The organism is Nodosilinea sp. FACHB-141 (assembly GCF_014696135.1).
Taxonomy (GTDB): domain Bacteria; phylum Cyanobacteriota; class Cyanobacteriia; order Phormidesmidales; family Phormidesmidaceae; genus Nodosilinea.
Genome location: NZ_JACJPP010000011.1, coordinates 494,796 through 514,096, shown reverse-complemented (window position 1 = coordinate 514,096; position 19,301 = coordinate 494,796). Strand labels below are relative to the sequence as shown.

The window sequence follows — 19,301 nt, the reverse complement described above, 5'->3', positions numbered from 1 at the left end:
TTGCGCGTTGAGGATCGGTAGTGCTGCCCAAACACCATCGGCTGCGGCGATCGCGAGATTTTTCCCAGGTCTATCGGCAGGGCAGAAAAGCGGTCTCTGCTCACCTGTTGTTGCGCGTGTGGTCAGTCCCCCCTGCGGCCAAGGCCGGGGTACCCAACGACCCTGCGCCGCGAATCGGCATTGTTGTGAGCCTCAAGGTGCACAAGCGAGCCGTGGTGCGCAACCGCCTCAAGCGGCGAGTGCGCGCCGCTCTCCGCACCCTACTGCCCCGCCTGCATCCCGCTCAGTGGATCGTCATCAGCCTCAAGCCCGAGGCGGCCGAGTGCGAATATGGCGAATTTTTGCGAGAATTGGAGCAGTTGTTTACCAAGCTAGAGGTATTCCATGGGCATTCGTGAGGATGTGTTCTATGAGGGCGGCCCCCACATTGGCGATTTGATTTTCAATATTTTGCTGGGTTTCACGATTATCTGCCTTCCCCTCACGGTTGGAGCCATTACCCGCGCCCTCTGGCTGCGCTACCGCATCACTAGCCGGCGGCTGTCGGTAACCGGCGGTTGGATGGGGCGCGAGCGCACCGACTTGATTTACAACGAAATTAGTAAAATTGTCACGGTGCCTCGCGGGCTGGGCCTCTGGGGCGATATGGTCGTCACCCTCAAAGATGGCAGCCGCCTAGAACTGCGCTCTATGCCCCGTTTTCGCGAGGTGTACGAATATATGAACGAGCGCATCTCTCCAGCAGCTGAAGCCGTCAGCGGCACCTCTAGCAAGAGCTAACTTACGGCAATCCCAACCCGTTGGGGCGGCTTGCCTCCCCAACGATGGGGTAGATTAGGTAACTGAGCAGTTAACGTCGTATCCCCTGTAGCAGGGTTCAGGTGCCCATGGATTTTGGAATTGGATTTCTGACTAACAACATCATGTTGCCGATCCTAGATTTTTTCTATGGAATCGTGCCCAGCTACGGGTTAGCCATTGTGGCCCTCACCCTGGTAATTCGCTTTGCCCTGTATCCCCTCAACGCGGGCTCCATTCGCAACATGCGCCGCATGAAGGTAGCCCAGCCCTTGATGCAAAAGCGCGTTAAAGAGATCCAAGAGCGCTACAAAGACAACCCCACCAAACTGCAAGAGGAGATGAGCGGGGTTTACAAAGAGTTTGGCAACCCTTTGGCGGGCTGCTTCCCGGTGCTGCTACAAATGCCCATTCTCTTTGCCCTGTTTGCCACCCTGCGGGGGTCGCCGTTCTCTGACATCAACTACGACGTCAACGTTCAGGTCTTTCCCCAAGAAAAAATTGAGCAGATTCAGCCCCAGGTGTTTACTACACCCCCCAAGGCCATCTACGTGTCTGACGGCTCTCACTTCCCCATCTCGGCGGTGATGCCCGGTGGCAACAAGCTCGTGGTGGGCGAAAAAACCGATGTGCGCCTGCAAACCGCCGACGGCGAAACCATTGAAGCTCTGGCTTCCCAGTACAACGAAGACGTAGACAGCTTCCAGCCCAAATGGGAAATCACCAAGGGTGAGGATGTCGTCGCGGTCGATGCTGAAGGTCACATCACCGCGTTGGCTCCTGGTGAGGCGACCGTGCGGGTGCAGGCTCCCGGTCTGGCCGCCAATAAAGGGTTCTTGTTTATCAAAGCCCTGGGTCGGATTGGTGTAACCGGTGAAGACGGTGCTATTCACTGGGATATTTTGATTATGATTCTGGGCTTTGGAGCCAGCCTGTACCTCAACCAGGTGCTCTCGGGCCAGGGCTCTACCACTAGCGACAACCCTCAACAGGCGGCTGTTAACAAGTTCACGCCGATCATCTTCTCCGGCATGTTTCTGTTCTTTCCTCTACCAGCTGGGGTGCTGATGTACATGCTGATTGCAAACATCTTCCAGACCCTGCAGACGTTCATTCTTTCGCGGGAGCCCCTGCCTGAGAATCTGCAAAAAATCGTCGATGCCGAAACTGTCAAGACCGAGGACAATCGGCAGACCCTGCCCTTTGAGCCCGGACGTAGCAAGAAGAAAAAGGCGTAACTTATGGTCACCGATGCTGCTACCGCTGGCATAAACTGGTTGACGACTCTGCTCACCATGCAGGGGCTAACCAGCACTGTCACCGCCCACCCGGTCGAAGACGAGTCTGGGGAGAGCTGCTGGCTCACCATTGCTGAAGACACGTTGTCGCCCGAGCAGGTGCAGGCGTTGATCGGCGACGGCGGCACGGTGCTTGACTCAATTCAATATTTGGCCAACACCACGCTCAATTTGGGCAAAGGGCAGGAAGAGCAGCAAGCCTTTACTATCGAGCTAGCGGGCTACCGAGCCAAGCGGCTCGAAGAACTCAAGACCATGGCTGCCGAGGCCGCAGAGCGTGTGCTGGCTAGCGGTGAGGAGTATGAAATTCAGGGGCTCTCGTCCGCGGAGCGGCGGCAAATGCACCACTTCATGTCGGCCCACGAGGGATTGGCCACCTTCAGCCGGGGCCGCGAGCCCGATCGCCGCCTGGTGGTCTGCTTAGCTGGGCAGCAGGACAACGAGGCTACGGACGGCTAGGTCGCACAGAGATAGCGCGAGCCATGGGAGGCAAAAACAATGGAGAAAGTTTATATCCCCCACTTGCTACAGCGGCCTGAGAAGACTCTCACCGTTGAGCTTGACCAGCACCTGGCGGAGCTGGAGACTTTAACCCCCGTGCGGGGCGAGATGACGATTACCCACCAGGGTACCTATCTGGAGGTCAAAGCCAGAGCCGACACGATTGTGACGCTGACCTGCGATCGCTGCCTGCAGGCCTACAACCACCGCGTAGCGCTGTCGGCTCAGGAGCTGATTTGGCTTGAGAATGAGCCCGACCCTGCCACCCTGCCGCTAGAACGGGAGGTGGCGGTGGAGGACCTGTTCGAAACCCTGCCCCCCAACGGTCACTTCTACCCTGAAACCTGGGTCTACGAACAGATCTGTCTGTCGCTACCTATGCCTCAGATCTGCGACGAAGACTGCCCCGGTATTGAGCTGCGAGGGCAGGGGACAGCCGCCGCCCAACCCGTAGACCACCGCTGGGCCGCCCTGACTCAGCTTCAGCAGCAGCTCAACCAGCCCGATTGCTAAAGAGCAGAAGTCTACAGCTTCATGCTCACGAGAGAATCAGAGACTCCTTAAAATCCGATAGGCTGGAGACATCAACCGAGCATTATGGGATAACTGAGTCGCGCTGACATGGGTTTTACCGACGAACTGGGCTTACTGATTCGCGCCCGCTACCCGATTATCTACATCGCCACCGCCGAGGAAGAGCGGGCTGAGGCCGATATCGCGGCCTGCGCCACCCAGCAGGGCAACCGTGCCCTCTACACCTGGGACTTTGTGGATGGCTACCAGGGCAACCTCAACGACGCCGGCTTTGGCAAGCGCAACCCCCTGCAAGCGCTAGAACTGGTGGAAAAGCTGCCCGCCACGGCTCCAGCCATCTTTGTGCTGCGCGACTTTCACCGTTTTCTAGATGACGTTGCCATCTCTCGTAAACTGCGCAACCTGGCCCGCCGGCTCAAGGCCCAACCCAAGACGCTGGTCATTCTCTCCGCCCAGCTCACCATTCCCGACGAGCTGAGCGAGACCGTGACGGTGCTGGAGTTTACCCTGCCCGATGCCGCCGCCATTCGGCACGAGGTGCAGCAGCTCTTGGGCTCGACCGGCACGAACCTGCCGCCAGCGATGTTAGAGGAGGTTGTGCGCACCTGCCAGGGGCTGTCGCTAGAGCGCATTCGGCGGGTGTTGTCTCGGGCGATCGCTGCCCATGGAGCCTTTGACCCCAACGATCTCGACCTGATTCTCGACGAAAAGCGCCAAAGCATTCGCCAGACCCAAATTCTTGACTACTACCCGGCCAGGGAGCAGATCTCTGACATCGGTGGCCTCGACAACCTCAAAGACTGGCTGCTCAAGCGAGGTACCGCCTTCTCCGAAAAAGCGCGCCAGTACGGCCTGCCCCATCCGCGCGGGCTGCTGCTGCTGGGCATTCAGGGCACGGGCAAATCGCTGACTGCCAAGGCGATCGCCCACCACTGGCACCTGCCCCTGCTACGCCTCGACGTGGGCCGGCTGTTTGGCGGCCTGGTGGGTGAGTCAGAGGCCCGCACCCGCCAAATGATTCAGCTGGCGGAAGCCTTGGCCCCCTGCGTGCTATGGATTGACGAAATCGACAAAGCCTTTGCGGGCATGGATGGCCGGGGCGACTCGGGCACCGCTAGCCGGGTCTTTGGTACCTTCATCACCTGGATGGCGGAGAAAACCTCCCCAGTATTTGTGGTGGCCACCGCCAACAACATTCAGGCTCTGCCGCCAGAGATGCTGCGCCGGGGTCGTTTCGACGAAATTTTCTTTGTCGGGCTGCCCAGCCAGAGCGATCGCCAGGCCATTTTTGAGGTCCATCTCTCACGCCTGCGGCCCCACACCCTCAAAACCTTTGACACCACCCGGCTGGCCTACGAAACCCCCGACTTCTCAGGGGCTGAGATCGAACAGGCGATCGTCGAAGCTATGCACCTGGGCTTTAGCCAAAACCGCGACTTCACCACCGACGACATTCTCACCGCCGCCAGCGAAATGGTGCCTCTAGCCCGCACTGCCCAAGAGCAAATTGAGGCGCTGCAAGCCTGGGCAGCGGCCGGTAAAGCCCGCATGGCCTCCCGCAGCGGCATCGACCCTCGATTTCGCCCCACTCTTCCCAGTAGCGATTAGCTTCCCGATGCCGATTGCCAAGAGGTGCTGTACCATTAGCAACCTGTAGACCTTATCTCCGGCCCGCTGCCTCCATGAAAGGATTTTTCATTGGCCTATCCAAATTAATCTTGGGCATGGCGATCGCCCTCATTCTGCTGTCAATGGCGGGGGTGGCCACCGCCCGTTACTTCATGGGTCGCCTGTCGGTGCTGCCGCCCAAACCATTGTATGGCGATGAAATGCCGACCCCAGCCCCAGAGGCTGCTCCAGAAGCACCTGCCGAGCCTGTAGTCGAAGCCCCGCCGGCCCCAGCGGAACCGCCGGCAGAGCCCGCCCTCGAGCCTGGTGACTACAACGCCACGGTGGTGCAGCCCATTGGCCTAGTCATGCGCGAAGGTCCCGGTGTCGAGTTTCCCCAAGTGGGGGGCGTGGATGTCAACGAAGCGGTGGTGGTGCTTGAAGAACCCGCCGACAAGTCGTGGGTCAAGGTGCGGGTGGTGTCTAACGGTCAGGAAGGCTGGGTCAAGGCAGGCAATACCCGCCGTGTCGAATAGCCCAACCCCTCTCCTAAGACTGATTTTGCCGTTGAGCCTGCTCCTTCTATGGGAGGAATGTTAATTAATCTAACCAAGCCTTAAGCTTGGTATCAGTTCCTCGCTGCGGTTTCGTTTGGACTCGGCCAGGGTGATAGCGTGAGGTCTGAACAGCCCTAGGGTTGGGTGCGCAGTTTCTACACACAACGGCTGCTCAATTCTTGTGCGTTATACCCCACTTTTGAGAACCCATGCATAACCTACAAAAAGACTGGATTGGCTCCGTTGCGATCGCGGCTCTAGGGGCTGGCGTGATTACTAGCTTTGCGGTTGCCCAGGGGCAAAATCCGTTTGTGGGCCTAGGAATCACCGTATTTGCGGCCGTTTCAGCAGTAGCGATCGACCACTTTTTGTAGAACCCGGCTTAAACCGCCTCTATCCTGAATCAGTACCCCTGCCGGGCGGCAAAGCAACTGCTGATGGTGGGGGTTATTGCTAGGCGGTGCCGCAGACGTGAATTCCCCTGGCCCTCAGAGCGTAAGAGGTTGTCCCCTGCCGTTAGTGCAAACTCTGCTGAATGAGCCACAGTAGAGCTAAATGGCCAGGATAGAAGGCGTAGAACCATCGCGCCTTGGGTCCTCGCTCCCCATTGGCCAGCCAGAAGATTAGGGGGACTGCGATCGCCGGCAGTTGAAACGGCCCTTCTATCCAGGCCCAAAGCAGATGAAAACCAATCCAAGCCAACCACCACAGCACCGTGGGGCGGTAGTAGCGGGTGAGGGCAATTAGCCCAATGCCGTAGCTGCTATAACCCATAGCCAGCAGTTCACTCAAACCCGCCCCCCCAATCCAGATGGGCAGCTGAAGTTTGGGAAACCCCCGAGCTAACCGCAGACAGATCAGCCCCAAAAGCAGCTCAAACAGAATATTGGGCCGGGCCTCATCAAAGGTGACTTGGTAGATAGGCTGAGACACCACGCCTAGCAACGCCAACCGCAGACCGTAGCGCCCCACATGCTTGGTGTGGGCCTCACCCTGTACCAGCAGCCAGATAAACAGCGGAAAGCTGATCCGCCCAATAATTCGAAATGCGATCGCCTCAGGAAAAAACACCACGCCGATGTGATCCACCAGCATGGTTACCGCTGCTAGAACCTTGATCTGGTAGCTAGTTAACCCCTTGGGGAAATCGCTGGGTCTTGACTGCAATAGCTCAAACCTGTTTGGACCGGTGATCTATACCCTTGATCTAACACAAGGGAGAGCGACCGTTTACCCCGAACAGCGGTAGATTTGAGGCAGTCTTCTGAGCGCTCCCCATGCCGATCATTTTGCCGCTGTTTGCCAAAGCCTTTCTAACTCTGTTTGTGGTGATCGACCCGGTGGGGCTAGCGCCCTTGTACCTGGCTTTGGTGAGCGATCGCACCGAGACCGAGCAAACCCAGATCGCCACCCGAGCAGTGGCGGTGTCGGCAGGCATTCTTTTAGCCTTTGGGTTGACGGGGGCCTACGTGCTGCACAACCTGGGCATCAGCCTGCAAGCCTTTCAAATTGCGGCGGGGTTTTTGTTGTTTAAGATCGCCCTCGACATGATCTTTGTGCACCAGGAGCGCGAAACCGAAGCCGAAGCACAGGAAGCGGGTACCAAGCAGGATGTCAGCGTGTTTCCGTTGGCAATTCCGTTGATTGCCGGACCGGGCAGCTTAGCCAGCATATTGGTGCTGTCGCGGGAGTCAACTAACTATTACCTGGGCCTGAGTGTGGTGTTAGCGGCAGCGGCGGTGGTGTTGCTGCTGTGTTATCTGTTTTTGCTGCTGTCGCGGCCGCTGGCCAAGGTGCTGGGCCAAATTGGCATTAACGTTGTGACCCGAGTGCTGGGGGTGCTGCTGGCAGCCTTGGCTGTGCAGTACATGCTAGATGGCTTGCTCAGTCTGCTACAGCTGCCCCCTGCCCAAGCCTTTGGCATTGATACCCCCACCCCTGATTCTTAAACGCAAAAAAAAGACGCCCCGCAGGGCGTCTTGTAACACTTATAAGGACAGAGAACGTAGACTAGCGGTTGCCGGGGGTGCGACCACCCTCGTCATTGCTGCCGCCGTGGGGGCGAGAGTTGCCGGGGTCACAGCCCTCTGCACCATTGCCGATGCCCTGGTTGCAGTTCTGTCTGCGATCATCATCATCGTCGTCATCATCATCGTCGTCGTCATCACCCATATCCACCTCACCAGTTTCGGTGGTAGTCTCGGTGGTTTCGGTAGTGGTTTCGGTGGTGTTGGTGATGGTTTCAGTCAGATTGGAAAAGTTGCTGCTGTTGACGATGTAGGCCGACTCAACGGTTTCGACCTTGCCCATGTAGGCCAGGGCCTGATAGACAAAGCTACAGGCTTCAGCGCGAGAAACCACCCCAAACAGGTTTAGCTGGGTGATGGTGGGATAGTTCACCAAAATGCCGCGCTCTACCAGAGCCGCGATAATGACGCGATACTCGCTAGGGATCTGGTTGGCATCGCTGAAGATGCTCAACAGGCTATCGACCGACTGCCCAGAGGTGACTTGGGTAATGTTAAGCCCTCGGGCCAGCATCACCAACATGTCGAGACGGGTCATGGTGCCGTTGGTGTCAAACGTCCCATTGGAGACCTCTAAAAAGCCCATGGAGTAGGCTTTTTGGATGGCGCTGTAGGCCCAGTAGCTGCGGTTGACGTTGCGCAGGGTGACAGTTTGACGCGAAGCAGGCATATCAAAGGCCTGAGCAATCATCGCCGCATACTGGGCTTTGGTGAGATTGTTGCTCGGCAGAAAATTTCCGCTGGGAAATCCGCTGACGACTTTGATGGCCGAGAGGCGATAGACAAAGTTGCTGGCCCAGTAGTTGGTGGAAATATCGCTAAAGCTGACCTGGTTGACGGTGGTGGTCGTCGTGGTCGTGGTGCGCTGCTGCTGGTAGATGACTTCGCCCGATTCGACGTCATCACCGTCATCGTCATCATCGTCGTCGTCATCGTCTTTGGTGTGGGCTGCATCGAGAGCCTGGTCGAGCAGGGCTTCATCTTTGAGCCAGTTGAAATTTTGAATAGGCCCTTCGGCGGCTAGGGCGATCGCTGCCGCACTGCCGACGGTCAAGGTAGCCAAAAGCGCCGAAAGCGGTGCTACCCGCAGTAGCTTAGCCCAGTTAGTTTGAGTCATTCTCGTTCATTCCCCGTAGAGTCTTTGGAGTGTAATAGTGATGCGGTAGACAGACACTCTTGTAGCACCATGTACATGTGCAACATCCGCAGTCTGCCCATCTCATCGATCGAAATCGCAATGCTCCTCATTGCTGAACTTCCATGACGCGCCCAAAACCCAGGTGTTGCAGGGCCAGAGGCACTTTATAGAAATCCTATGCAACCTTCACGATTCTTTGATAAGCAGCGGAATTTTGTTTCTATCAGAGACTTTTCCGCTACTTGATCAAGAATACTCCTGTCAACTGAGTTTTCCCTTGATTTATGGCGGCAAATGCCGGCTTGATCTTTAATTAATGTCGAAAACGCCAACAGACAGTATTGGTTCACTCTGCGGTAATTTAACTGTGGCTGTAGATGAGAGGCTGGGTCAAATCGGCAGATTGCTGGCGGAATTCCTCTAGTTTAGCCAGTGCTTTACCGGTAGCCAGTAGCGTTTGGGCCTCGGCCAAGCCCCCTGCGAGAGAATCGGCCACGCCGCCCTGCCACAGGTAAAACCCGGCATTCCACAGAGCAGTCTTGGCAAGTTCTGTGGTACCGCCCGCCAGAACGTCTAGCAGGCGATCGCCCAGCGTCAGCTCATCGCCCAGCTCCACATCGTCGCCCTCTAGACCATAGTCGCGGGGGTGCAGCAGCAGGCGATCGGTCTGGCCAGGGTGGTTGACCCCAACGATCGCCGTTCTGCCCCGCGCCAAGTCGCAGCTACCCTCTAGCCCCTTAACGGTAATCCAGTCGGTTTGGCCGCGCAGGGCAAAGGTGCCCTTGGCAAACTCCTCAGTGGGCGGGTGCACGAAGCCCATCGCCAGGGTGTGTGGGCCAGCGTAGGGCGACCACAGCAGCTCTACTGTGGCAAAGGGGGGGCGTTTGCCGATCTGCTCGCGGTAGAGCACCAGCCCATGGGCCAGCGGAAAGTGCTGGGGCAGGTAGACAAAACCCAGGCCGGTGCGGTTGAGTAGGGTGTGGGCCTGCTCTAGGCTGTGGGGGCACAGGTCAACGCCCAACTGTTGCCACAATTCAATCAGTGGAATGCCTTCTTTAGTGGGCATGCGATCGCCCCCGTGCATCACCACCGGTACCCCGGCTGCCGCTACTACCAGCGCCGTGATCGGGGTGACAGGGGCAGTGCGCGATCGCCCGTCGTAGGGGCAGCTCAGCACCAGAGCGTGGCGGCTGTAGGCGCTGTCGGGGGCGATCGCGGGCAGGGTAGGCCCCAGCGCTTCGTAGGCATCCAGGGTGCCCGCCAGCTCATCAACAGTGGGGCGCTTGATGCGGTGGGCAATCATAAATGCACCGATCTGGGCTGGGGTAGCGGTTTGGGTCAGCATCATGCGGGTGGCGGCAGCGGCTTCGGCGCGGGTCAGCGCCTTGGAGGTGTGGCTGCCGCTGCCAACTTGCTTGAGCAAATCCCGAAACTCATGGCTCATAGAGACTGCTGACCCTGGGAACAAGGGGTTCGTAAAGGATGATTACCTAACTGTAAGACACCGCTGCGGGTCTAGGGCGAATGGGGGTGGCCAGGCTCTGCACCAGGTCGTGAAACCGCTGGATCGGGGGAATCACTAGGCGATCGCGGGTAGTCACTAGCACCACTGAGCGGGTCAGCACCGGCGCTTCGGTGGGGCGCACCGCTAGGGTGGGGTCATCGTGGCAGTCGGCTAGAGCCGACTGGGGCAGCAGCGCGACAAAATTACCCTGGCGAATCACCGCCCGAAAGGCGTCGAGGGTATTAAGCTCCATCGCTGGGTTAAACTCTTCGCCCCGGTCTTGAAACTGCTGCTGCACCAGCCGCGCCATGCCGTAGCCATCTTTAAAGACAATCTGCGGAAACCGGGCCAGCATCTCCCAGGAAATGACTGGCTGGCGAGCCAGGTCGTGGTGGCCTGCCATCAGCACCTCAACTGACTCCTCAAAGAGCGGCGTGACAACCATTTCGGGCTGAGTGGTAAGGCGGGGGTTATCCATCACGATGGCCAAATCAACCAGGCCGTCGCGCAGCACCTTGAGGGAGCGATCGCTGCCCAGAGCCGTCACCCGCAGCTGCACCTGGGGATACTCTGAGCAAAACTGCTGGAGCACCGGTGGCAGCACCGTGGCGCACACCGACTGAATCGCCGCCACGCAGAGTTCGGGCTGCTTACCGGCCATCAGATCGGCGATATCTTTAGAAACCTGCATCCAGTCTTGGTAGATGCGTCGGGCCTTGGGCAGCAGACGCTCTCCGGCCACCGTGAGTTTGGCCTGGGCGCCCCGGTGAAACAACGGCGCATCGAGCTCGGCCTCCAGGGCCTGCACCTGGCGACTGACGGTGGACTGCGTCACCGCGCACTGCTGCGCCGCCGACTGAAAGCTGCCGGTTTCAGCCACCGATAGAAACGCCTGGAGCTGTTCTATGCGCATTTTTGACAGGTATCCACACGGCTGCTAGCAAAACGGCCCAACGGGGTTTCGTTGGACCGCCCTTGTCTTGATTAGCAGATCGCACTCCCGCACTTGGTATCAAAAGTAGCGATACCCGGTTTAGGCCGCCGTGGTTCTTGGCGAAAAGCGGCGAGCCGCAAGCCAGGCCAGTTTACTCTAGCCATTGCCTGGCCAGTGCTTCGTCCTTAAGTCTTCCCCAGCAGCAGGCTAAAAGCGATTAGACAGATTGGGTCTGGAGCTGACGCAGGGCCGCCTCAGCGTGGAGCTGCACCCCAGGGTCTGGGTCGTGCAGCAGCGATCGCAGCTCTGACTCCAGCACGGAGTCGCCGACCTGCCCTAGGGCCAGCACCAGGTGGCGACGCAGGGTGCTGTTTTCAGCGGTAGGCGGCAACAGCTGTAGCCAGTTCGCCAGGGCTGCTGTGGCCCGCGACCGCTGGTCGGAGGCCACAGCAGCTAGCCCCTGCACCAGGGCCAACCGAGCGGGAAGCTCCAACCAGTCCCAGGCTTGGATCAGGCCTTCTAAAGCCGTGGCGGTATTCTGCCAGCTCAGGGCCTGCACAGCAAAAATCTGTAGGGCTTCAGGGGTGCCGGGGGCTTGCAGTAGCTGTAGCAGAGGCGCTGCCGCCGCCGCACTTGACAACCGCCCTAGAGCATAGGCGGCCTGCTGGGCAACCCGTTCATCTGCGTCTCCGAGCAGCGGCGTGAGAGCGTCGATTAGCTGTTGAGCAGGCAGGCCCAATCGCAGTCCCAGCAGCCCCCGTATCGCCGCCGCCCGCACCGCTGCCGCCGGATCTGCTAGGCCTTGCTGCACTATGGGCAGCAGAGTGAGGTCGGCAAAGGCGCTGAGAGCATCGAGAGCAGTAGCTCGCACGGGCGATCGCGCATCAGCCATCGCCAGCTTTAGCCAAGGAATCGTGGCGGGATGGTGAATGCGGGCTAGGGCCTGCACCGCCGCAGGTCGTAGCTCGGGTTGAGCGAGTTGCTCACCTAAGGCGGCGATCGCCCCAGGGCCAATCTGAGTTAGGGCCGCTGCCATCGCCTGGCGCAGGTCTTCATCGGTCGTAGTGGCAAAGGTGTTGACCAGGGCGGCAATTACCTCGGGGCGATCGAACTCTCCCAAAGCGCGGGCTGCAAACCAGCGGGCTTCCCAATCGCACTCACTGTCTTGAAGCATAGCCAGCAGATCGTCTAAGGCCGCATCGCCCAGATCGGCGACCTGGCGCGACTGCTCCCAGCGATCGTGGAAGTCTCCGGCGCCCAACTTTGCTACCGTAGTTCGGGCCGCCTCCGATGGAGATGATGAAACCGCAAACTGATCAAAAGAGGACACAGGGCGCTCCTAGTTGGCTCTGGGTTAGCTCTGGAACTGGCATCGGCGGGAACCGGCCTTCTACACCATAGGACCTAAACCTGGGTTTCCCGAGGTTTGACTATGCAGTTCGCGCAGCCGCCTCTTGCGGAGCCTGCATGGTGCTTCAAAAAACGTATGAGTCTATACAAAAGCCTCCCTAGAGCGGTTCTAGGCTAGCCACACCTAACCCTAGGCTGATCTCGATCGTTCTGTAGCGATTGAGGCAGTAGCGTCTAGGGGAGACTGGGAGACTTTCACCAGTTAGGGATGCGTCGGTAAACGTCTTGCTACAACGGTGTACCAGTGACCACTTCTATAAACACGGCCAGCACAGCGGCCACCGCCAAACTCAACAAGTTTGAACAGTTTAAGGCCGACAAAGACGGTCTGCTAGTCAAGCATGAGCTGGAGCAGTTTGCTCAGCTAGGGTGGGAAGCCGTAGACGACACCGACCTCACCCATCGGCTCAAATGGCTGGGCATCTTCTTTCGCCCGGTGACGCCCGGCAAGTTTATGCTGCGGCTGCGGCTGCCCAACGGGTTGCTCAACGGCTACAAGGCCCGCACCCTGGCAGAGATCATCCAGCGCTACGGCGAAGATGGCAGTGCCGACATTACCACCCGACAAAATCTTCAGCTGCGCGGCATTTTACTCGAAGACATTCCCGATATTTTTCGGCGCATGCACGCGGCAGGTCTGACCTCTATTCAGTCGGGCATGGACAACGTGCGCAACATCACCGGGTCGCCCGTAGCGGGCCTTGACGCCGACGAGCTGATAGACACCCAGGGGCTGGTGCGCAAAGTTCAAGACATGATCACCGCCAATGGCGAAGGTAATGCGGCCTTTAGCAATCTGCCCCGCAAATTCAATATCGCTATTGAGGGCGGGCGCGACAATTCCATCCACGCGGAAATCAACGACATTGCCTTCGTGCCTGCTTACCGAGAAGGCGTGCTGGGTTTTAACGTCGTGGTAGGGGGCTTTTTCTCTGCCCGCCGCTGTGAGGCCGCCATTCCGCTCAACGCCTGGGTGCCCTCCGACGACGACAGCGTCGTGGAGCTGTGCCGCGCCATTCTCGAGGTGTACCGCGACCATGGCCCGCGGGTAAATCGGCAAAAGGCCCGTCTGATGTGGCTGATTGACGAATGGGGCATGGATCAATTTCGGGCGGCGGTGGAGACTGCCTACGGTCAACCGCTGCTGTCGGCTGCGCCCAAGGATGAAATGGACTGGGATAAGCGCGACCACATTGGCATCTATGCCCAAAAGCAGGTGGGGCTCAACTACGTGGGGCTGCACATTCCGGTGGGGCGATTGCAGGCCAGCGATCTGTTTGACTTGGCCCGCTTGGCGGAGGTCTACGGTAGCGGCGAACTGCGCCTGACGGTCGAGCAAAATGTGATTATTCCCAACGTGCCCGACTCGCGGCTGGCGGTGCTGCGGCAAGAGCCGCTGCTGGAGAAATTTTCGATCGCCCCCTCGGCGCTGACGCGATCGCTGGTCTCCTGCACCGGGTCACAGTTCTGCAACTTTGCCCTAGTGGAGACCAAGCAGCGCGCCGTGGCTTTGGCCGAAGCCCTAGACGCAGAACTCGCCCTATCGCAGCCGGTGCGCATTCACTGGACGGGCTGCCCCAACTCCTGCGGTCAGCCCCAGGTGGCCGACATTGGCCTGATGGGCACCAAGGTGCGCAAGGACGGCAAAACCGTAGAAGGGGTGGATATTTTCATGGGCGGCAAGGTGGGTAAGGAGGCTCACCTGGGCGAAAAGGTGCAGCAGGGTATTCCCTGTGATGAGCTGCACGGGGTGCTGCGATCGCTGCTGATCGAAAACTTCGGTGCCCAGCCCAGGAGCACCGCTGCCAACCTCAATGGCGTGATGGTGACGGTGGACTAAAAAAATGTCCTGCTGGCCAACGGCCCCAGGACACACAGTTTGCATTTGAGGCAAACGTAGCACAGTCCATAACCTGGTGGCGAGGCCAAATATTAGGTTTTCACAACCTTGTGTTTTTGCATGTTCCTGGAGTGAGGCGTTCTTAGATCCAAACCGATTTCCCCAGTTCTCTGCTGTAGGAGATTCCCTCGGAAGCCCCTTAGAAAGTAAAGCAGGGAGGATTTCCACCCAGAACTTCCCTGCTGTGAACTGCTACCCCCGACCCATCCACCCCCTACCCATCCACCCTCTATGACCGATCCGGCTAAAACCTTGTGTCCTTACTGCGGCGTGGGTTGCGGCCTGGAAGTCTTACCTCCGGCCCAGCCCAACAAGCCCACTAACCGCGACGCAGCAGGCAATCCGCTGTGGCAAATACGGGGCGATCGCGCCCACCCCTCCAGCCAGGGCATGGTGTGCGTCAAGGGAGCCACCGTGGCTGAGTCCCTCGATCGCGATCGGCTCAAGTACCCGATGATGCGGGCCTCCCTCGACGATCCCTTCCGGCGGGTGTCGTGGGAGGTGGCGCTGGATGCGATCGTCAGCCGCATTCAAACTGTGCGCCAGGAGATGGGACCGGACGGCATCTGCGTCTACGGCTCAGGGCAATTCCAAACCGAAGACTATTACGTGGCCCAAAAGTTGGTGAAGGGCTGCCTGGGCACCAACAACTTCGACGCCAACTCGCGGCTGTGCATGTCATCGGCGGTAGCGGGTTACATCCAGAGCTTTGGCAGCGACGGTCCGCCCTGCTGCTATGCCGATCTGGAGGCCACCGACTGCGCTTTTTTGATCGGCACCAACGCCGCCGAGTGCCACCCCATTGTCTTTAACCGCCTGCGCAAGCACCACAAGCGCCACGGCCACGTCAAGCTGATCGTGGTTGACCCTCGCCGCACCGACACTGCTAAGGCTGCCGACCTGCACCTGGCAATTCGGCCCGGCAGCGACATCACCCTGCTCAACGGCATTGGCCACCTGCTGCTGCGCTGGGGCAGCCTCGACCCCGAGTTTATCGACGGCTGCACCCAAGGCTTTGCCGCCTACACCGAGGTGCTACGCCACTACGAGCCGACCATTGTGGCCGAGCGCTGCGGCATTTCTGTCGCCGATTTAGAAACCGCCGCCCGTGCCTGGGCCGATGCCAAGGCGGTGCTGTCGCTGTGGTCGATGGGGCTCAACCAGTCGTCGGAGGGAACGGCGAAGGTCAGGTCGCTGATCAACCTCCACCTGATGACCGGCAATATTGGCCGACCGGGGGCGGGGCCATTTTCCCTCACCGGGCAGCCCAACGCCATGGGCGGGCGCGAAGCCGGCGGGCTATCCCACATTTTGCCGGGCTATCGTCTGGTGAAAAACGCTGACCACCGCCGCCAGGTGGAAGAGTTCTGGGGATTGCCCGCTGGGCAGATTTCTGCAACACCGGGCCTGGCCGTGGGCGAAATGATGCTGGCCCTAGAGCACCATCAGGTGGGCCTGCTGTGGATCGCCGCCACCAACCCAGCGGTTAGCCTGCCCGACCTCAACCGCACCAAGGCCGCACTGCGCCAGTCTCCCTTTACCGTCTACCAAGACACCTACTACCCCACCGAAACCGCCGAGTTTGCCCATCTGCTGCTGCCCGCCGCCCAGTGGGGGGAAAAAACCGGCACCATGACCAACTCTGAGCGGGTAGTGACCCTCTGCTCCGCCTTTCGCTCGCCCCCCGGCGAGGCCCGCCCCGACTGGGAAATTTTTGCCGAGGTGGGACGCCGCCTGGGCTTCGCCCACCAGTTTGACTTCGCCACCAGTGCCGAGGTCTATCGCGAGTTTGCCCAGATCACCCGGGGGCAGCCCTGCGACATTACCGGTCTCAGCCACGATCGCCTGCGAGAGCTTGGCCCTATTCAGTGGCCCTGCCCTGACCCCGAGACCGCCACCACCGCCGCCACCCGCCACGACAAGCGCCTCTACACCCGAGGTATTTTTAACACCGCCGATCGCCGGGCTCGCTTCGCCGCGTTCCACTCCAATGGTCTGGCGGAGCCGCCCGACGACCAGTTTCCCTTTGTGCTTACTACCGGCCGGCTCTACGGCCACTGGCACACCCAAACCCGCACCGGGCGCATCGAAAAGATTCAGAAAATGCACCCGGCTCCGTTTTTGGAGATCAACCCCCGCGATGCTCAGCAGCTCCAGGTGCAGGGGGGTGAATGGGTGGAGGTGCGATCGCCCCGCGGCATCGTCCGGCTGCCCCTGCTGGTCACTCAAAATATTCGCCGAGGCACCCTGTTTGTGCCCATGCACTGGGGCAGCCTGTGGGCCGAGAATGCCGAGTGCAACGCCCTCACCCACCCGGTCGCCTGCCCAGTCTCAGGCCAGCCCGAGCTGAAGGCTTGCGCGGTGCAGGTCGTGCCGCTGAAACATCCAGAAGCAGCCATTGTCGCCGCTGAAACTTTACCCGAGGCTGCAGAATCGTCTATTCTCTCAGCAGCACCCACCTCCTGAGCAGTCAGCATCAATGGCGAACCGGTCTAGACAGTTGATGAAGCAGTTCAAAGACGACGTTTTCTTGAGTCGCCTGCACCAGTTTGAAGGCACCATCTCTAAGGTGCTTTCTATAGGAATGATCGTGGTAATTCTGGCCATGGTGATTGATTTAGCCGTGGTTTTAGGGACCACCATCTTCACCAACAGTCCGGGAGACTTTCTAGGCCAGCCGGTAATTGACCTCTTTGGTCTCTTTTTGGGCGTGCTGATCGCCCTAGAGATCATGGAAAATATCACCGCCTATATTCAAAACCACGTGGTGCAGGTGGAGTTAGTGCTTGCCACTGCCCTCACCGCCGTCGGCCGAAAAATTATTATTTTGGATCTCAGCACCATTTCGGGCACTACGCTGATTGGCCTAGCGATCGCTATTTTTGCCTTGGCCATCAGCTATTGGATCGTCCGGGTCAGCCATCGTTGATTAGTTTTGAATGTTGAGTTTTGAGGGTTGGGTTGGCTAAGAACTCAACCCTCAAAACTCAACATTTACTCATAAATAACGCTGAAGGATGTGGCTAGTCTGACGTCCAGTTCGTTCCCAGCTAAAGGCCTTCACCCGCGCTAGTCCAGACCGGTGAAGCGTCATCCAAAGGCTAGAGTCGCTGACGACGGCAGTCATCGCCTCGGCTAGTTCACCGACGTTGTAGGGGTCAATTGACAGCGCCGCTTCCCCAGCCACCTCGGGTAGCGAAGATAGGTTAGACGTAATCACCGGCGTGCCGCAGGCCATCGCCTCTAGGACAGGTAGGCCAAACCCTTCCCATAGACTGGGAAATACCAGCGCGATCGCCTGGTTGATCAATCGGGGCAGCTGGTCGTAGGGGACGTAGGCCAAAAACTGAACGCGATTGCTCAGCCCCATCTCCTCCACCTGAGCTTGCAGCGCTGGCGTATAGCGAGGGTCGGGCACTCCTGCGATCAATAGCTTAAAGTCGGGCAGCGCAGTCTGGGCAAAGGCTTCTATCAGACGGCCTAGGTTCTTGTAGGTATAGTGGCTGCCTACGTAGAGGAGATAGGGCTGACGTGGCAGGTCTAGCCAGCGATAGTGCTCAGCATCGTAGGCTAGAGGCACGACCGTTGCTGCTTTGGGTAGTGGACCAAAAAAATGTTGGATATCGCGCAGGGTTGACTCCGAGTCGCAAATAATGTGCTCAGCCTGGCGAATGACCTGGGGCAAATAGTGTCGAAAGTACAGCGTCAGCGGCGACCCCTTTTGGGGAAAGTGCAGGGGAATTAGGTCGTGCACTGTCACCACCGTTCGGCACGATGACCAGAGCGGTGTTTCGGGAATGGGCGAAAACAGCAGTTTTGCCCCAAGCTGCCGATACAGCTTCGGCACCTGAAACTGTGTCCACCACAGTCGCCGAGCATGGCCCTGCTTGCCTGAATCAGTAGTCGCCCCCATGGGTGAAGGGAGATGGCGATGCCCGGCGATGGGGCGATCGCTGAGCAAATAACTATTCTCCCGCGACAAATGCTGAATTAAATTAAGCGCATAGACCCCCAGTCCCGTCGGCTTAGTGGGGACAAACGCCAGGTTAATCAGCAGTGAGGCCTCAGTCATTCAAGAGTCGTTTAAGATGTGTTCCGTGCCTGCGATCGGTTAGCTATGCTTACCCATTCAACGTTTTCAAGTCGTGATCAACCATCGATTCGACCAGGCGCTGAAACGAATACTGGGGCTGCCAATTCAGCTCGGTTTTAATCTTGTCAATCGACCCTACCAGCTGCACCTCCTCATCGGGGCGGTAAAATGTTGGATCAACGCTGACGTACTGCTGGTAGTCCAAACCCAGATAGCTAAACGCACAATCCACTAGCTCGCGCACCGAGTGGGTCTCACCGCTGGCAATAATGTAGTCGTCAGGGCTCTCCTGCTGCAGCATTAGCCACATTGCCGTCACCACATCTTGGGCATGACACCAATCTCGTCGGGCGTCCAGATTGCCCAGCCGCAGCTCCTGAGCTTGGCCGAGTTTAATCTGCACTGCCCCCCGGGTAATTTTACGAAAGACAAACTCTGCCCCCCGCCGCGGCGACTCGTGGGTGTAGGTAATGCCGCAGCAGGCATACAGATCATACTTTTGCCGGTAGTTCACCGTCATCCAGTGGGCATAGGCCTTGGCCACGCCGTAGGGGTTGCGGGGCCTAAAGGCCGTGCGCTCGGTCTGAGGAGACTCATCGGGTTCGCCAAACACCTCACTGCTCGACGCCTGATAAAAGCGGGTGCTGGGCTTACAGCGCCGAATCGCTTCCAGCAAGCGAGACACTCCTAGGGCTGTGTACTCAGCAGTTAGGGCTGGCTGGGTCCAAGACAGGGGCACGTAGCTTTGGGAGGCCAAGTTGTAAATTTCATCAGGCTGCGTCTGATCAATGGCGTCAATCAGCGAGAACTGGTCGAGCAGATCGCCCGATATGACTTCAATTTGATTCGAAAAATGGCTGATGCGCTCAAAACTGCTGGAACTAGAACGCCTGACCATGCCGCAGACCTCATACCCCTGTGACAGCAAAAGCTCAGCCAGGTACGAGCCGTCTTGGCCAGTTAAGCCCGTAATCAATGCTTTTTTGGCCATTGAAAATA

At 58.7% G+C, this 19,301-nt stretch carries 19 protein-coding genes; 12 read left to right on the top strand and 7 right to left on the bottom strand.

All coding sequences use genetic code 11. The features are described 5' to 3' along the window. The first annotated feature begins 20 nt into the window (after positions 1-20). From rnpA to H6F59_RS10810, 8 genes are all read left to right on the top strand, one after another. Positions 21-398, top strand: coding sequence for a ribonuclease P protein component (gene rnpA, locus H6F59_RS10845; protein WP_190698859.1), 378 nt, complete (start codon positions 21-23; stop codon positions 396-398). After that, the gene (locus H6F59_RS10840; RefSeq protein ID WP_190523368.1) at positions 385-780 is read left to right on the top strand and encodes a PH domain-containing protein; all 396 of its coding nucleotides are present in this window, start codon (positions 385-387) and stop codon (positions 778-780) included. The genes rnpA and H6F59_RS10840 overlap by 14 nt, the downstream gene beginning before the upstream one ends. A 107-nt stretch (positions 781-887) precedes the next feature. Continuing rightward, positions 888-2,036, top strand: coding sequence for a membrane protein insertase YidC (yidC, locus tag H6F59_RS10835; protein ID WP_190698856.1), 1,149 nt, complete (start codon positions 888-890; stop codon positions 2,034-2,036). A gap of 3 nt (positions 2,037-2,039) precedes the next feature. Next, positions 2,040-2,555, top strand: coding sequence for a R3H domain-containing nucleic acid-binding protein (locus H6F59_RS10830; RefSeq protein WP_190698853.1), 516 nt, complete (start codon positions 2,040-2,042; stop codon positions 2,553-2,555). A gap of 39 nt (positions 2,556-2,594) precedes the next feature. After that, positions 2,595-3,110: a DUF177 domain-containing protein gene (locus H6F59_RS10825; RefSeq protein WP_190698850.1), complete on the top strand. Its 516-nt coding sequence runs from the start codon at positions 2,595-2,597 to the stop codon at positions 3,108-3,110. A 108-nt stretch (positions 3,111-3,218) separates the two neighbouring features. Further along, positions 3,219-4,739, top strand: a complete 1,521-nt coding sequence (locus H6F59_RS10820) for an AAA family ATPase (RefSeq protein ID WP_190698847.1) — start codon at positions 3,219-3,221, stop codon at positions 4,737-4,739. Positions 4,740-4,813: 74 nt separating this feature from the next. Next, a complete protein-coding gene (locus H6F59_RS10815; protein ID WP_190698845.1) occupies positions 4,814-5,275 on the top strand; it encodes an SH3 domain-containing protein in 462 nt (153 codons plus the stop codon). 230 nt (positions 5,276-5,505) lie between these two features. Continuing rightward, a complete protein-coding gene (locus H6F59_RS10810; protein WP_190698842.1) occupies positions 5,506-5,670 on the top strand; it encodes a hypothetical protein in 165 nt (54 codons plus the stop codon). 142 nt (positions 5,671-5,812) lie between these two features. On the opposite strand, the gene H6F59_RS10805 is transcribed toward H6F59_RS10810, so the two are convergent. Beyond that, positions 5,813-6,463, bottom strand: a complete 651-nt coding sequence (locus tag H6F59_RS10805) for a TraX family protein (protein ID WP_242021384.1) — start codon at positions 6,461-6,463, stop codon at positions 5,813-5,815. 119 nt (positions 6,464-6,582) lie between these two features. Between H6F59_RS10805 and H6F59_RS10800 the strand changes: the two genes are divergently transcribed. Continuing rightward, a complete protein-coding gene (locus H6F59_RS10800) occupies positions 6,583-7,245 on the top strand; it encodes a MarC family protein (protein ID WP_190524465.1) in 663 nt (220 codons plus the stop codon). 61 nt (positions 7,246-7,306) lie between these two features. Here H6F59_RS10800 and H6F59_RS10795 read toward each other — a convergent pair whose 3' ends face one another. The 4 genes from H6F59_RS10795 to H6F59_RS10780 form a co-directional block, all read right to left on the bottom strand. Next, positions 7,307-8,440: an S-layer homology domain-containing protein gene (locus H6F59_RS10795; protein WP_190698839.1), complete on the bottom strand. Its 1,134-nt coding sequence runs from the start codon at positions 8,438-8,440 to the stop codon at positions 7,307-7,309. Between the two features lie 382 nt (positions 8,441-8,822). Continuing rightward, the gene (locus H6F59_RS10790; protein WP_190698835.1) at positions 8,823-9,905 is read right to left on the bottom strand and encodes an anthranilate phosphoribosyltransferase family protein; all 1,083 of its coding nucleotides are present in this window, start codon (positions 9,903-9,905) and stop codon (positions 8,823-8,825) included. 46 nt (positions 9,906-9,951) lie between these two features. Further along, positions 9,952-10,878: a LysR family transcriptional regulator gene (locus H6F59_RS10785; protein ID WP_190698832.1), complete on the bottom strand. Its 927-nt coding sequence runs from the start codon at positions 10,876-10,878 to the stop codon at positions 9,952-9,954. A 238-nt stretch (positions 10,879-11,116) separates the two neighbouring features. Continuing rightward, on the bottom strand, positions 11,117-12,229 hold the full coding sequence (locus tag H6F59_RS10780; RefSeq protein WP_190698829.1) for a HEAT repeat domain-containing protein: 1,113 nt from the start codon (positions 12,227-12,229) through the stop codon (positions 11,117-11,119). A 324-nt stretch (positions 12,230-12,553) separates the two neighbouring features. Between H6F59_RS10780 and H6F59_RS10775 the strand changes: the two genes are divergently transcribed. The 3 genes from H6F59_RS10775 to H6F59_RS10765 all read left to right on the top strand — a co-directional run bounded on the left by H6F59_RS10775 (position 12,554) and on the right by H6F59_RS10765 (position 17,138). Continuing rightward, entirely contained in the window at positions 12,554-14,149 is a 1,596-nt protein-coding gene (locus H6F59_RS10775; protein WP_190698826.1) for a ferredoxin--nitrite reductase, read from the top strand. Positions 14,150-14,440: 291 nt separating this feature from the next. Beyond that, positions 14,441-16,675: a molybdopterin oxidoreductase family protein gene (locus H6F59_RS10770; protein ID WP_190698823.1), complete on the top strand. Its 2,235-nt coding sequence runs from the start codon at positions 14,441-14,443 to the stop codon at positions 16,673-16,675. 13 nt (positions 16,676-16,688) lie between these two features. Then, positions 16,689-17,138, top strand: coding sequence for a phosphate-starvation-inducible PsiE family protein (locus H6F59_RS10765; protein ID WP_190698820.1), 450 nt, complete (start codon positions 16,689-16,691; stop codon positions 17,136-17,138). 69 nt (positions 17,139-17,207) lie between these two features. Here H6F59_RS10765 and H6F59_RS10760 read toward each other — a convergent pair whose 3' ends face one another. Both H6F59_RS10760 and H6F59_RS10755 read right to left on the bottom strand, forming a co-directional pair. Then, positions 17,208-18,281 carry a glycosyltransferase family 1 protein gene (locus H6F59_RS10760; protein WP_190698817.1) on the bottom strand — a complete coding sequence of 358 codons (1,074 nt, stop codon included), beginning with the start codon at positions 18,279-18,281 and terminating at the stop codon, positions 17,208-17,210. A gap of 49 nt (positions 18,282-18,330) precedes the next feature. Continuing rightward, complete coding sequence (locus tag H6F59_RS10755) at positions 18,331-19,293, bottom strand: GDP-mannose 4,6-dehydratase (protein ID WP_190698814.1); 963 nt, start codon at positions 19,291-19,293, stop codon at positions 18,331-18,333. Positions 19,294-19,301 lie beyond the last annotated feature (8 nt).